This is a genomic window from Serratia sp. KG1D (assembly GCF_037150675.1).
Taxonomy (GTDB): Bacteria; Pseudomonadota; Gammaproteobacteria; order Enterobacterales; family Enterobacteriaceae; genus Serratia; species Serratia nematodiphila.
In genome coordinates this window covers 1,921,006-1,933,879 of the sequence record NZ_JBAGIH010000001.1, presented here as the reverse complement: position 1 = coordinate 1,933,879, position 12,874 = coordinate 1,921,006, and the positions used below count along the sequence as shown (strand labels likewise).

Here is a 12,874-nt window from a genome sequence, read left to right as displayed (position 1 = left end):
ACCTATGTGGGCCGCTTCACATCCTGCAGCCCAAATAGCGTAGCCGCATTGCGCACCAAAATGGCGTTCACGTCTTCCTCCGGCAAACCCACCCGTCGGATGTAGTCCACTGTGGTTTGAAACAGTTCGCCTGGCTGGAACGGAAAATCGGTGCCGAACAACCGTTTCTTTATGGATGTCGCCTGGTAAGAGACGAGCCGTTGGCTGGCCAATAACCGCGCCCCAGACTTTTACGTTGGGTGCAATAACCAGATCTCCTTGGGCCTTATCAAGGCCTGCATCGAACATCGGCTGCCGTTGATGCAGGAGGTGTCGCTGTTCAGCATCGATGAGGTTTCACATGCTGAGATCTACGGTTTTCATTTCTCGTACGTATCACACGATTTGCAAGAGATCGCCTGGCAAGCGTTGAATCTGGCGATCTGTCATATTGCCGACCCCGAGATCAAGCCGGGCAAGGTGGTGGTGCGGGGAGAACTCGTCGCGTAACGGCATGTCTCTGCCTTTGTATGGAGGGGATAAAAGGAGCGGAAGGAGGCCATCCAATAGAGCGGTATGTTCGGTGGGCAATAGAACAACACTCTCGCTATTGATGCACGGTTCATTCGTTCATAGAGTTATATGGCTGTATATAAATACAGTAACCCTATGAGGATAATATGATGAATACCTGCCCTGATATCGCTACGTTACGAAACACTCTTCCTGGCGCAGTCGGCGAATTGATCGCCGTGACCGCATACTACGGCGATTGGAATGCCAGCAATCGTCAGCCCCTCGGCGGCGGTATCTTCGTCGCCAAAGCACAATCGACACCGATGGATGATGGCGGGATGTTCATCCGCCCCAACGCCGCTTGGTTGTGGGTGCGCGTCCTGGACGTTGCCGGCACGGTGTCGCCTTATATGTTCGGTGCGAAAGGTGACGGTATTTCAGAGGATGCCGCTGCCATTCAAGCTGCTCACGATTATGCCAGTTCGCAGGCTGTATCCAGCGGTTCACGTGTATTGAAAAACGGGAATCTGCAGTTCGGGAGCGGGCAATTTAAATGTACGGAAACGCTAAAGCTGGATTTGAAAACCGTCGATTACGATTTCTCCGGCGCCTTGCTGGATTTTAGCGCCATGACACAGGGCAACGCCACCGAACGTAAAATCGCGATTCAATGGCAAAACAACGCCGGTTATACCCAGGGCAATCTCAGCGTGAAAAATTTGCGTATGATTGGCCCTGGAACTAATTCATTTGTCGATGGCATGACGTTTTCTACTTCGCTTTCGGCGAACTATGGACGTAATTCACTGACCTTTATCGGCGGCGGTATCGAAGGTTTTGCCTATGGTATTACGGGCGCTACCGATTTTTACTTCCTGCGCATGTACGGTTTTACTTTCAATCACTGCGACATATGCTATTACTTCCCCGAGAATACTTTCAATTCCGGTGAAGAAATGAATTTCCACAGCTGTGTTTTTGCTCAGAGTAATTGCGGGGTGAAATTACAGGGCGGTTATAGCTATTTTTTCAACTGTTCCTTCGATTACATTTACGGTAAGAATGGGCCGCAGACCTCAACCAGCCATGTTGGAAAGTATATGCATATAGAGGGTGGGCAGCATATTTTCCGCGATTGTCACGTTGAAGGCTATGGCCCGCAAAATTACATCCTGAACATCCCGGATGCTAAGCCTTGCAAAGTCAACGTTATCGGCGGCCTGTTCACCTTCAAAGCTGGCGGCAGCCCAACCACCTATCCGACAACCTCTAACCCTTTCTATGTCGGCAGTCTGGCTCGCGTGGTATTTGATAAGGTCAGTATTGGCGAGATGCAACAAGGCGGTGACGCCAACGTCAGCGGCTGGATTGATGGCACAGGATTTGTCTCTTTGCGTAATACGCAATTGCCTATCGCCTGGCCTTATCTGTTAACTCAGGTGCGAACCGATACCGCCGTACAGGACAATTGGCTGGATGGCACGACGTATAGCAACGGTAGCGACAAATGGACTGAGGAAGTTTGGGTTCTGCCGCCGGGAGGTGTTAATACGGTGCGCAAATCACGCTACGGGTGGGGTACGACTAACAGCACCAATTTCAGCCTTATTCGCCAGGCCGATTTCGTTTCATTGGGGCGCAACGAGGCCGCTGGTAATGGTGTGTTCCAGGCGGTGCTGGGAACCATTAGTCTGAAAGGTTACGGCAGCGTTATTCACCATGTTCGCGCCAACACTTACGCGGGTGATGGGCAACGCTGCCAGGTCAAAATCCTATGGGCGAAGCTGCGCGAATATGGTCCGCAACAAGACGTGGAACCCCAAATTCTCAAGCAGCAAACCGGTCACGTTTACACCTATCAATTTAGTGGCAATGAATCCGATCTGAAGAGCGTTATCATCCCAGGCCAAATGCAGGGTTATCCTACGCAGCCTCCTGCCTTCGAGCGAGCGCCGGACTGGGCTACGCACGCTTTCTTGCTTATTGACGTCACCGAAATGAAAAGCAACTTTGACCTGCGTATTACGGATGTTTATCTGCGGCAGGTCTGATGCTATTTCCCAATATTAATCGGTTATGACATGCAGCACACCCCGTTATCAAACGGGGGTGCTGCATTGACGGCTCATCGTTTGCTGCGTTCGTCGCTGACCAACGTGAAGCGAGATTTTAAAGAACTGCATAGCGTCCACTTGAACTCACCGAGATTCGGGCGGTGATTGAACATTCTACTCGTTACTGAATTAAGCGTTTTTTCAGTCTGCGTCCAACGAAACAACGCTGCCGCATTGCGAACCCGACAATAGCGTTCACTTTCTTCTTTTTGCATTCTCGCACATCGGATGTAGCCTACCTTGGTTTGAAAAGCCCACCCGGCTGGAGAGGGTAATCGGTGACGAACGGCGCGAAGCGGGCGTCGAGTGCGCGCCGTTCCCGGCCAGGTTAATGTGCCGCAGATCAGAACACCTGTTTGAACGGTTTCACCGTCACGTCGGCGTAGACGCCGGCGGCGATATAGGGATCCTGCTGTGCCCAGGCCTGGGCTTCCGCCAGCGAGGCGAATTCGGCGATCACCGTCGAACCGGTAAAGCCGGCGGCGCCGGGATCGTTGCTGTCGATGGCCGGGTTAGGGCCGGCGGCCACCAGACGGCCGGCGTCGCGCAGCGCCTGCAGGCGCGCCAGGTGCGCCGGGCGCACCGCCAGACGGTTTTCCAGCGAATTGGGAACGTCTTGCGCGTAGATCAGATAAAGCATGTTTCACCTTTAAAATCATGGCTATAAAACGGTGCTACCAAGGTAGCGCAAAAGGCGCGGCAGGGGAACGGCATAGGGCGAATTTCCCGGCGGATTGGCGCTTATGCCTTGAAGCCGCTACTTTTTATTCGTATAGTGCGGCGCGCTTAAACTGATATGCCATTGAGGTGAGGACATGACGGAACTGGTAAGGGAAAAACTCGATTTGCCGGCGGGCAAAAACAAACTGCTGCTGCATTCGTGCTGCGCGCCCTGTTCCGGCGAGGTGATGGAAGCGATTCAGGCCTCCGGGATCGAGTATGCCATTTTCTTCTATAACCCCAACATTCACCCGCAAAAAGAGTATCTGCTGCGTAAAGAAGAGAACATTCGTTTCGCTGAGCAGCACGGGGTGCCGATTATCGATGCCGATTACGACACCGACAACTGGTTCGCCCGCGCCAAGGGGATGGAGAATGAGCCGGAGCGCGGCATTCGTTGCACCATGTGTTTTGACATGCGTTTCGAGCGCACGGCGCTGTATGCGCATGAGCATGGTTACGACACTATCTCCAGCTCGCTGGGCATCTCGCGCTGGAAGAACATGCAGCAGATCACCGACTGCGGCATCCGCGCGGCGGAAAAGTATCCCGATCTGGTCTACTGGGATTACAACTGGCGCAAGAAGGGCGGTTCGTCGCGCATGATAGAGATCAGCAAGCGCGAACGCTTCTATCAGCAGGAATACTGCGGCTGCGTCTATTCGCTGCGCGACACCAACCTGCACCGTAAGGCGCAAGGGCGGCCGCTGATCAAGCTGGGCGTGCTTTACTATGGCGATGAAGAATAACGCTGACTCACCGAAATTAACCCGCTCCGGCGGGTTTTTTACTTTTTGACGCCTGGCCAAACGTTAATGAAGCGTGTCCCCCCGGCGGTAAAAAAGCAACGGCCAGGTTAATATCCTTATGAGTTTGCTGGTTTTCGCCGCGCATACTGACGATTAAAGCGATAGTTTGCCTTTCGTTATTGAATATGATTGCTATTTGCATTTAAACTTGGCGAACCAGAGGAAACAGAATCATTATGCCGCTAAAAAAGATGTTCCTTAATCGCCGTATATCCGTGCCTTTCGTCTTATCCGTAGGCCTGCACAGCGCCCTGGTGGCGGGATTGCTTTACGCTTCGGTAAAAGAAGTGGTGGAGCTGCCGAAGCCAGAGGACGCGCCGATCAGCGTCATGATGGTCAATACCGCCGCGATGGCCGAACCGCCACCGCCGGCACCGGCCGAACCGGAGCCGCCGCAGGTCGAACCTGAGCCGGAGCCAGAACCGGAACCTATTGTGGAGCCGCCGCCGAAGGCGATTGTGAAGCCGGAGCCGGTCAAGCCGAAACCGAAACCCAAGCCGAAGCCGAAGGTCGAAAAACAGGTGAAACCGGAGCCGAAAAAAGTCGAGCCGCGCGAACCGTCGCCGTTCAACAACGACTCGCCGGCCAAGCCGATCGACAAAGCGCCGGTGAAACAGGCGCCTGCCGCGCCGGTGCAGGGCAACTCGCGCGAGCTCGGCCCAAGGCCGATCAGCCGCGCCAATCCGCTCTATCCGCCGCGGGCCCAGGCTTTACAGATCGAAGGCAGCGTGCGGGTGCAGTTTGATATCGACAGCGACGGGCGCGTCAGCAACGTGCGTATCTTGTCGGCCGAACCGCGCAACATGTTTGAGCGTGAAGTGAAGCAGGCGATGCGCAAATGGCGCTATGAAGCCAAAGAAGCGAAAGATCGCACCGTCACTATCCGCTTCAAGTTGAACGGCACGACCGAATTGAACTGAGTTTGGTCATACCAAAAAGAAAGGGTCGCCTCGGCGACCCTTTTTGCATTTGCAGTGTAGCGTCAGTTTATTCTTCGAAGCCGACGCGGAAATTCATTTTGCCCTCAGGCAGCGCGCGCGAGTTGCCTTCCGCATCGACCGCCACATAGGTGAACACCGCTTCGGTCGCCCGGTAGCGCTGGCCGATCGGGGCGGAAGAGACTTTTTTGACCCACACTTCGATATTGATGGTGATCGAGCTGCGTCCGGTGCGGATGCAGTGCGCATAGCAGCAAACCACGTCGCCTACCGCCACCGGTTTCAGGAAGGTCATGCCGTCTACGCGTACCGTCACTACGCGCCCTTCGGCGATCTCTTTTGCCTGGATGGCGCCGCCGATGTCCATTTGCGACATCAGCCAGCCGCCGAAGATATCACCGTTGGCATTGGTATCGGCCGGCATCGCCAGCGTGCGCAGCACCAGCTCGCCGCTGGGTAAAGGTCGTTGTTGTGTCATAGCAGTCTGCTTTTAAAAGGAGGGAATAACATCATACTGCCCGCGGCAAGCGCCGCAGGCATTAACAATTTTGTAACTATTTTTTCTGTTCTTCCGGCATGTGCCGGTAAATATAGATACCGCTGAGGAGGGTGAAGACCAATGTCAGCACCGTCAGGCCAAAGACTTTGAAATTGACCCAGACGCTTTGCGGCAGCCAGAAGGCGACATAGATATTCGCCAGGCCGCAGGCCAGGAAGAACACCGCCCAGGCCAGGTTGAGGTTGCTCCACACTTTGTCCGGCAGCGTCAGCTCTTTACCCAGCATGCGCTGAACCAGTGGTTTTTTGAGCACCCATTGGCTGATCAGCAGCGCCAGCGCGAACAGCGCGTAAATCACCGTGACCTTCCATTTGATGAACAAATCGTTGTGGAACACCAGCGTCAGGGTGCCGAACACCAGCACCATCAGGAAGGTGATCAGCGTCATCTTCTCGACCTTGCGGTATTTCACCCAGGTGAACACCAGCGCCAGCGCGGTGGCGACAATCAACGCGCCGGAAGCGACGTAAATGTCGTACAGCTTGTAAAAAGCGAAAAAGACAATTAGCGGGAGGAAATCAAGAAACTGCTTCATAAATCAATCCATCATCTGTTCATCGGCCGACTATACCGGATTCGGCGAGCTCTGTGTACCGCCGGGCGTTGCCGATTATCGGCGTTTGGCCGGCGGATTTCTGCCGCGAAAGCAGGAATTTGCATAAACTTACGCAAGAAAGCGCGGGCGCATTGCCAGCGCGGGCCGCAGGCCGCATAGTAAGCGTCATAATAACCAGATAATTTACCGCGGAAAACAGCATGCAGTGGAAATCTCTCCAGGCCCTGACGCCTGGTTTGACGCATTTATTGGGCTATCAACGCCGCTGGCTCAAGCCGGATATTCGCGCCGGTCTTTCCGTCGCCGCCGTGGCCTTGCCGGTGGCTATCGCCTACGCAGAGTTGGCCGGGGTCAGCCCGGTGGTGGGGCTCTATTCCTGCGTCTTGCCGATGGTGGCCTATGCGCTGTTCGGCTCGTCACGCCAGCTGATCGTCGGGCCCGATGCCGCCACCTGTGCGGTGATCGCCGCGGTGGTGACGCCGCTGGCGGCGGGCAATATGGAACGCCATTGGCAATTGACCATTATGATGACCGCCATGATGGGCGGTTGGTGCCTGCTGGCCAGCCGGTTCAAGCTGGGGGCGCTGGCGGATCTGCTGTCGCGGCCGATCCTCAGCGGGCTGCTGAACGGGGTGGCGATCACCATTATCGTCGATCAGATCGGCAAGGTGTTGGGGTTTACGATGCGCCCGGCACAGTTGATCGAGCGCATCTACGCGCTGCCCGGTAACCTGCTGCACAGCGACTGGCTGACGATGGCGGTGTCGTCGCTGACGCTGGTGACGCTGCTTGGATTTAAAAAATGGCGGCCTAATTGGCCGGCGCCGCTGTTCGCTATCGTGCTGGCGGCGTTCGTGACCTGGGCGGGCGGCCTGCAGCAGCATGGCGTGGTGACGGTGGGCGGTTTCAGCGGCGTGCTGCCGATCGTCCAGTGGCCGGACTTCCAGCCCGGTTTGCTGCGCGATATGGTGATCCCGGCGCTTAACCTGGCGGTCGTGAGTTTTGTCAGCATGATGCTCACCGCCCGCAGCTTCGCCGCCAAAAACGGTTATGAGGTGAACGCCGACGCTGAGTTTCGCGCGCTGGGACTGGTGAATATCGTCTCTGCGCTGTCGCAAGGTTTCGCCATCAGCGGCGCAGATTCTCGCACCGCGGTGAATGACGCCAACGGCGGCAAGAGCCAGTTGGTGTCGATCATCGCCGCCGCTGTCATCGCCTTTGTCTTGCTGTTCCTGATGGCGCCGTTGCAGTTTATTCCTGTGGCGGGATTGGGTGTGGTGCTGATGTATGCGGCCTGGTCGCTGCTGGACATCCGCGGCATCTGGATCTTGCGCCGTCGCAACGCGCAGGCGTTCCGCCTGGCGCTGTTTACCTTCCTCAGCGTGCTGTTGGTGGGCGTGATCAGCGGCATCGGGCTGGCGGTGTTGCTGGGGCTGATGCAGTTTCTGCGCACCGTCTTCCGGCCGACGGAACAACTGCTGGGCGTCAATGATGAAGGTATGATCCATTCCATGGGCAATAACAATGGGGTGAAGGCGGTACCTGGCGTCATGATGTATCGCTTCAATTCGCCGCTGACCTATTTCAACGTGGCGTATTTCAAACGCCGTATCCTCAATTTGGTCGACGGCACGCCGTTCCAGCCGCGTTGGGTGGTGGTGGATGCGGTGGCCAGTTTTACCCATGCCGATATCAGCGTGCTGGCGGCTATCGATGAACTGAAACGCGATCTGTTACAGCGTAACGTAAGGCTGGTGCTGGCGGGGCGTCGCACCGAACTGACGCGTTGGTTTCGCATCAACCGCTTAGGACGCGATAAAGAGTTGATTCTGGTGCCGGATCTGTACCTGGCGCTGAAGCTGATTCAGAGTAAGGAGCAGGCGGAAGCCGCCGTGGTGGGGTAAACAAAAAAGGGGCGCGCCGAAGCGCGCCCCTTGGTTTTTGCTTACGCCGGCGTTAGCCGCGCAGCAGCATATACAGCCGGAACAGGTAGATCAGCAGCAGGGCGGAGACCAGGTTGCTCAACGCGGTCAGCACCACGCTGGCGACGTTCGGCGTCAGCACCGACAGATGGCTCACCAGGAACAGCACCAGCAGCTTGGCCGCCAGCCACAGCATCATCGCCGGCACAATCACGCGCGCATTGGCGAAAGCCAATTTGCTGCTCAGTTTGAGCGAAGCGAACACGCCTTTTTTATCGACGGAGGCGATCACCGGCGCCAGCGCGAAGGCGATAGCCATCAGCACGCCCGGCACCACAAACAGCGTCAGGCCGAGCTGGATCAGCAGGGTGCAGATAAACAGCAGCAGCAGCAGGCGCGGCAAGTCGGGCGCCGAGGCGCCGAGCGCGCGCAGGGCGCTGGTGCGTTGCCCTTGCGACACCAGACGGATCAGCGTCAGCATCCCGCCGACCAGCAGCACGTTGCCGACCAGCGCAGAGAAGGTGGCGGCCGCCGACACTTTCAGCAACACCATCTGCTGTTCCGGCGTCATCTGCTGGATCACTTCCTGAATGCCCATGCCGGTAGACGAGGCGAAATCGCTGGTGGTGGCAGCGAGCGTCGCCAACTGTTCGGCATCAGGGCTGAAGGCCTGATTCAGCAGCACGGAGATAAACGCCGTCAACAACGCCAGCATCAGGATGCTGGCCAGTTGGTTGCGTAAAAAGTTAAAACTGTCACGGTACAAAGCGTTGGCCGTGATAGGCATGCAGACTCCTTGGCGTCGGGAAAACAGAGATAAATCAGTGGGTGATTGTACCCTGTTCCACGCCGCTGTGGCACCCCGCGAATTGCACTACGCCTATTTCTTCAACGATCGTCGTCTCAGGCAGCGAAAGCGGCAAGGGCACCGGCAACGGCGGCAGGCCGTAGCGTTCCCGGGCGCGATCGCAGGCTTCGTTGCGCAGGCCGTTTTCACCGGACTGATCGAACTCCCTGCACGGGCTGGGCCGATTAAGGTAGATCGAGCAGGAAACGGCTTTACCTATTTCACCGTCCAGCGCGCTGCAGCGGGGGGACTTGCTGTTGGTCCCCTGCATGCAGCGCAGGAACGGGGTCAAAGGCTCTGTTAAGGAAAGGGGAACGGTGCCGCCGCCGTCTTCGGCTTCGGCCCAATAGAATGACACTCGAAAATAACCGCAGCATGCGCCGCAGCTGACACAGGGATTAAGGATTTCGCTCATCTTGATTGCCCACCGACTCCTCACGGCACCAACCAAAACCAACACGGAAAATGAAATTACCTCAGCCGCATTTTTCTCCGCAACAGAAATTTGAACATGTAGATAATTTGCAACAAAATCGATTTTTTGATGCAGATCAATCCTTGATTTATTAGACGGTTAGGTAACCTTGTTTTTAGTAGGATTTTAAATTTTTACACATAAGATGTGATCTCGATGGGATCACAAATACCCGAAAGTAGGTATATTCCCCCTCGAGCGATTAACCACACAAATGGAATGGATAATGAAAAAGACAACTCTGATGGTATTGGCGACGATGATGGCGCCTATGTTGGCAAGTGCGCATCAGGCCGGTGATTTCCTGTTCCGCGCGGGCACCGCGACGGTGCGTCCAAATGCAGGTTCGGACAACGTGCTGGGGTTGGGTTCGCTGGATGCGAAAAACAACACCCAGCTCGGTCTGACCTTCGGTTACATGGTGACGGACAACATCGGCGTTGAGTTGTTGGCCGCAACGCCATTCCGCCACAAGGTTACGCTGGGCGGCACTGATTTGGCGACCGTTCACCAACTGCCGCCTACGCTGATGGCGCAATACTATTTCGGCGACAAGCAGGATAAGCTGCGTCCTTACCTGGGCGTCGGCGTTAACTACACCACTTTCTTTGACGAGAAGTTCAACGACTACGGCAAAAGCGCCGGGTTGAGCGACCTCGATCTGAAAGATTCCTGGGGCGTGGCGGCGCAGGCCGGCCTGGATTACAACCTGGATGAGCACTGGATGCTGAACATGTCGGTGTGGTGGATGAACATCGAAACCAAAACTCGCTTCAACGATGCGAACGGTGGGCACCACAGCTTCGATACGCGTCTGGATCCGTGGGTGTTCATGTTCGGGGCGGGTTACCGCTTCTGATGAAGGCCACAAACAGGGAGGCGTTGTGCCTCCCTGTGTCGGTATTATTTAAGTTGCATCACGTTTTCAACGGATTTCACGCCGGCAACGCCGCGAGTGACCTGCACCGCACGATTGGCGTCATCGCTGGACGTCACGAAACCGCTCAGCTGAACGCGCCCTTTAAAGGTTTCCACGCTGATCTCACGTGACTTGATGTTTTTATCCGCCAGCAGTGCCGATTTCACTTTGGTGGTGATCACCGTGTCATCGATATAACCGCCCGTTCCCTCAGATTTCGCCGTCGGCGCGCAAGCGCTCACCGCGACCGCCACAACGGCTGCCATGCACAAGGCCGAAAGGGTTTTAAAAAGCTTCATAAATTACTCTCCATGCAATGTTATGGTTGAAACTCGTACGGTTTTTCGCCGCAGCGAGCGCATTCCCCAAATCAAACGAAGAAATGCATAGCGAACAAAGTTCATTGTGAGACAAGACCTGCGTTTGTTCAAATTTTTGCTGTAAATAAATGGAACAAACTTTGAGGGGAAACAAGCTGTTAAAGCGAGCGCCGGCGGGGCGCTCGCTGGAGAGGATCACGCCCGGGTGGCGCGCTTCATATTGCTGACGAAGGCCGCCAGCCTGGTCAGCATCTCCGCCGGGTTGGCATGGTGCTGTTCGATGATTTTGACGATGGCCGAGCCGGAGATCGCGCCGGCGGCCCCGGCCTGCAGCGCGGCCTTCACCTGCTCGGGCTCGGAGATGCCGAAGCCCTGCAGCGGCGGCGCGGCGTGATACTCGCGTAGCTTGTTCACCAGGTGATGCAGCGGCAGCTGCGCCCGGCTTTCGGTGCCGGTGACGCCGGCGCGCGACAGCAGGTAGGTATAGCCGCGGCCGTGCGAAGCGATTTCGCGCAGCAGATCGTCATCGGCGTTCGGCGGGCAGATGAAGATTGGTGCGATACCGTGACGAGCGGCGGCGGCGCGGAACGGCGCAGACTCTTCAAACGGCACGTCGGCGACCAGCACCGAATCCACGCCCACTTCGGCGCAGCGTTGGTAAAACCTATCGATGCCTTTATGGAACACCAGATTAGCGTACATCAGCAGGCCGATGGGAATGGTCGGGTGCTTCTGGCGGATGACCGCCAGCATCTCGAAGCACTGGGTCGGCGTGACGCCGGCGGCGAAAGCGCGCAGCGTCGCGCTCTGGATGGTTGGGCCATCCGCCAGCGGATCGGAGAAGGGGATGCCCAGCTCCAGCGCGTCCGCGCCGGCTTCGATCAGGGTGTCGATAATCTGCAGCGACAGCGTCGGATTAGGATCGCCCAGCGTCACGAACGGGACGAAGGCGCCTTCCTTGTTGCTTTCCAGGCGTTTAAACAGTTGCTGATAACGTTCCATCAGATTTCTCCCCGTGCTTTCAAAATGTCGTGAACGGTAAATATGTCTTTGTCGCCGCGGCCGGACAGGTTGACCACCAGGATCTGTTCTTTCTGCGGCGTTTCACGGATCATTTTCAGCGCGTGCGCCAGGGCGTGCGAGGATTCCAGCGCCGGGATGATGCCTTCATGGCGCGACAGCGCCTTGAATGCTTCCAGCGCTTCGTCGTCGGTGATCGACACGTATTCGGCTCGGCCGATGCTGTTCAGGAAGGCGTGCTGCGGCCCGACGGACGGGAAGTCCAACCCGGCGGAGATTGAATAGGATTCTTCAATCTGGCCTTCGGCGGTCTGCATCATCGGCGCTTTCATACCGAAGTAGATGCCGACGTGGCCATGCTTGAGCGGCGCGCCGTGCTGGCCGGTCTCGATGCCTAGGCCGGCGGGTTCCACGCCTATAAGCCCAACGTCGGCATCATCGATAAAGTCGGCGAACATGCCGATGGCGTTGGAGCCGCCGCCGACGCAGGCGATGACGGCATCCGGCAGGCGGCCTTCGCGCTCCAGCACCTGCGCTTTGGTTTCTTCGCCGATCATGCGCTGGAATTCACGCACGATGGTGGGGTACGGGTGCGGGCCGGCGGCGGTGCCGAGCATATAGTGGGCGGTTTCATAGCTGCCGGACCAGTCGCGCAGCGCTTCGTTGCAGGCGTCTTTCAGCGTAGCGGAGCCGCTGTGCACCGGGATCACTTCCGCGCCCATCAGCCGCATGCGGAAGACGTTCGGCGACTGGCGCTCAACGTCTTTGGCGCCCATATAGATGCGGCATTTCAGGCCGAGCAGCGCGCAGGCCAGCGCCGACGCGACGCCGTGCTGGCCGGCGCCGGTTTCCGCGATGATCTCGGTTTTGCCCATGCGCTTGGCCAGCAAGGCCTGACCCAGCACCTGGTTGGTCTTGTGTGCGCCGCCGTGCAGCAGGTCTTCACGCTTCAGATAAAGCTTGGTGTTGCTGCCGGCGGTGAGGTTTTTGCACAGCGTCAGCGCTGTCGGGCGACCCGCGTAGTTCTTCAACAGATCGATAAATTCCGCCTGAAACGCCGGATCGCGCTGGGCGCTGACAAAGGCTTCTTCCAGTTGTTTCAGGGCCGGCATCAGAATTTGCGGCACGTATTGGCCACCAAATTCGCCGAAGTAGGGGTTAAGCAGCGTCATGAGAGTTC

At 56.9% G+C, this 12,874-nt stretch carries 14 protein-coding genes and 1 pseudogene; 6 read left to right on the top strand and 9 right to left on the bottom strand.

The window, feature by feature from the left end; all coding sequences use genetic code 11:
- Nucleotides 1–2: 2 nt before the first annotated feature.
- Nucleotides 3–161, bottom strand: coding sequence for an amidohydrolase family protein (locus tag WFM45_RS09390; protein ID WP_336955305.1), 159 nt, complete (start codon nt 159–161; stop codon nt 3–5).
- 4 nt (nt 162–165) lie between these two features.
- Between WFM45_RS09390 and WFM45_RS09385 the strand changes: the two are divergent.
- A pseudogene (locus WFM45_RS09385) lies at nt 166–489 on the top strand (substrate-binding domain-containing protein); the annotation flags it as partial.
- Between the two features lie 170 nt (nt 490–659).
- Entirely contained in the window at nt 660–2,546 is a 1,887-nt protein-coding gene (locus WFM45_RS09380) for a hypothetical protein (RefSeq protein WP_336955303.1), read from the top strand.
- Between the two features lie 406 nt (nt 2,547–2,952).
- On the opposite strand, the gene WFM45_RS09375 is transcribed toward WFM45_RS09380, so the two are convergent.
- Entirely contained in the window at nt 2,953–3,249 is a 297-nt protein-coding gene (locus tag WFM45_RS09375; RefSeq protein WP_213929034.1) for a YciI family protein, read from the bottom strand.
- A gap of 175 nt (nt 3,250–3,424) precedes the next feature.
- Between WFM45_RS09375 and WFM45_RS09370 the strand changes: the two genes are divergently transcribed.
- A complete protein-coding gene (locus WFM45_RS09370; protein ID WP_015378073.1) occupies nt 3,425–4,078 on the top strand; it encodes an epoxyqueuosine reductase QueH in 654 nt (217 codons plus the stop codon).
- A gap of 236 nt (nt 4,079–4,314) precedes the next feature.
- On the top strand, nt 4,315–5,058 hold the full coding sequence (gene tonB, locus WFM45_RS09365; RefSeq protein WP_033632889.1) for a TonB system transport protein TonB: 744 nt from the start codon (nt 4,315–4,317) through the stop codon (nt 5,056–5,058).
- Between the two features lie 67 nt (nt 5,059–5,125).
- Here tonB and yciA read toward each other — a convergent pair whose 3' ends face one another.
- Together yciA and WFM45_RS09355 are read right to left on the bottom strand one after the other, a co-directional pair.
- On the bottom strand, nt 5,126–5,554 hold the full coding sequence (gene yciA / locus WFM45_RS09360; RefSeq protein WP_004932085.1) for an acyl-CoA thioester hydrolase YciA: 429 nt from the start codon (nt 5,552–5,554) through the stop codon (nt 5,126–5,128).
- A 76-nt stretch (nt 5,555–5,630) separates the two neighbouring features.
- On the bottom strand, nt 5,631–6,170 hold the full coding sequence (locus WFM45_RS09355; protein WP_004932082.1) for a septation protein A: 540 nt from the start codon (nt 6,168–6,170) through the stop codon (nt 5,631–5,633).
- Nucleotides 6,171–6,391: 221 nt separating this feature from the next.
- Between WFM45_RS09355 and WFM45_RS09350 the strand changes: the two genes are divergently transcribed.
- A complete protein-coding gene (locus WFM45_RS09350; protein ID WP_250601844.1) occupies nt 6,392–8,095 on the top strand; it encodes a SulP family inorganic anion transporter in 1,704 nt (567 codons plus the stop codon).
- A gap of 52 nt (nt 8,096–8,147) precedes the next feature.
- On the opposite strand, the gene WFM45_RS09345 is transcribed toward WFM45_RS09350, so the two are convergent.
- Together WFM45_RS09345 and WFM45_RS09340 are read right to left on the bottom strand one after the other, a co-directional pair.
- On the bottom strand, nt 8,148–8,900 hold the full coding sequence (locus WFM45_RS09345) for a YciC family protein (RefSeq protein ID WP_004932079.1): 753 nt from the start codon (nt 8,898–8,900) through the stop codon (nt 8,148–8,150).
- A gap of 34 nt (nt 8,901–8,934) precedes the next feature.
- On the bottom strand, nt 8,935–9,375 hold the full coding sequence (locus tag WFM45_RS09340; RefSeq protein WP_031299680.1) for a YkgJ family cysteine cluster protein: 441 nt from the start codon (nt 9,373–9,375) through the stop codon (nt 8,935–8,937).
- 286 nt (nt 9,376–9,661) lie between these two features.
- Here WFM45_RS09340 and ompW point away from each other — a divergent pair, with 286 nt between their 5' ends.
- Nucleotides 9,662–10,294, top strand: coding sequence for an outer membrane protein OmpW (gene ompW / locus WFM45_RS09335; RefSeq protein WP_016927514.1), 633 nt, complete (start codon nt 9,662–9,664; stop codon nt 10,292–10,294).
- A gap of 44 nt (nt 10,295–10,338) precedes the next feature.
- On the opposite strand, the gene WFM45_RS09330 is transcribed toward ompW, so the two are convergent.
- The 3 genes from WFM45_RS09330 to trpB all read right to left on the bottom strand — a co-directional run bounded on the left by WFM45_RS09330 (nt 10,339) and on the right by trpB (nt 12,866).
- Nucleotides 10,339–10,653 (bottom strand): BON domain-containing protein, encoded by a 315-nt coding sequence (locus WFM45_RS09330; RefSeq protein ID WP_004932073.1) that lies wholly within the window; start codon nt 10,651–10,653, stop codon nt 10,339–10,341.
- Between the two features lie 216 nt (nt 10,654–10,869).
- Complete coding sequence (gene trpA / locus WFM45_RS09325; protein WP_336955295.1) at nt 10,870–11,676, bottom strand: tryptophan synthase subunit alpha; 807 nt, start codon at nt 11,674–11,676, stop codon at nt 10,870–10,872.
- The gene (gene trpB / locus WFM45_RS09320) at nt 11,676–12,866 is read right to left on the bottom strand and encodes a tryptophan synthase subunit beta (RefSeq protein WP_016927517.1); all 1,191 of its coding nucleotides are present in this window, start codon (nt 12,864–12,866) and stop codon (nt 11,676–11,678) included. Before trpB ends, trpA begins: the two co-directional genes overlap by 1 nt.
- Nucleotides 12,867–12,874 lie beyond the last annotated feature (8 nt).

What these genes read in the sequence shown, in the direction of transcription:
- WFM45_RS09355 (WP_004932082.1), bottom strand. Translation starts at nt 6,170, where the DNA reads ATGAAGCAGTTTCTTGATTTCCTCCCGCTAATTGTCTTTTTCGCTTTT.
- ompW (WP_016927514.1), top strand. Translation starts at nt 9,662, where the DNA reads ATGAAAAAGACAACTCTGATGGTATTGGCGACGATGATGGCGCCTATG.
- trpB (WP_016927517.1), bottom strand. Translation starts at nt 12,866, where the DNA reads ATGACGCTGCTTAACCCCTACTTCGGCGAATTTGGTGGCCAATACGTG.
- yciA (WP_004932085.1), bottom strand. Translation starts at nt 5,554, where the DNA reads ATGACACAACAACGACCTTTACCCAGCGGCGAGCTGGTGCTGCGCACG.
- WFM45_RS09345 (WP_004932079.1), bottom strand. Translation starts at nt 8,900, where the DNA reads ATGCCTATCACGGCCAACGCTTTGTACCGTGACAGTTTTAACTTTTTA.
- WFM45_RS09350 (WP_250601844.1), top strand. Translation starts at nt 6,392, where the DNA reads ATGCAGTGGAAATCTCTCCAGGCCCTGACGCCTGGTTTGACGCATTTA.
- WFM45_RS09380 (WP_336955303.1), top strand. Translation starts at nt 660, where the DNA reads ATGATGAATACCTGCCCTGATATCGCTACGTTACGAAACACTCTTCCT.
- WFM45_RS09370 (WP_015378073.1), top strand. Translation starts at nt 3,425, where the DNA reads ATGACGGAACTGGTAAGGGAAAAACTCGATTTGCCGGCGGGCAAAAAC.
- WFM45_RS09375 (WP_213929034.1), bottom strand. Translation starts at nt 3,249, where the DNA reads ATGCTTTATCTGATCTACGCGCAAGACGTTCCCAATTCGCTGGAAAAC.
- WFM45_RS09330 (WP_004932073.1), bottom strand. Translation starts at nt 10,653, where the DNA reads ATGAAGCTTTTTAAAACCCTTTCGGCCTTGTGCATGGCAGCCGTTGTG.
- trpA (WP_336955295.1), bottom strand. Translation starts at nt 11,676, where the DNA reads ATGGAACGTTATCAGCAACTGTTTAAACGCCTGGAAAGCAACAAGGAA.
- tonB (WP_033632889.1), top strand. Translation starts at nt 4,315, where the DNA reads ATGCCGCTAAAAAAGATGTTCCTTAATCGCCGTATATCCGTGCCTTTC.
- WFM45_RS09340 (WP_031299680.1), bottom strand. Translation starts at nt 9,375, where the DNA reads ATGAGCGAAATCCTTAATCCCTGTGTCAGCTGCGGCGCATGCTGCGGT.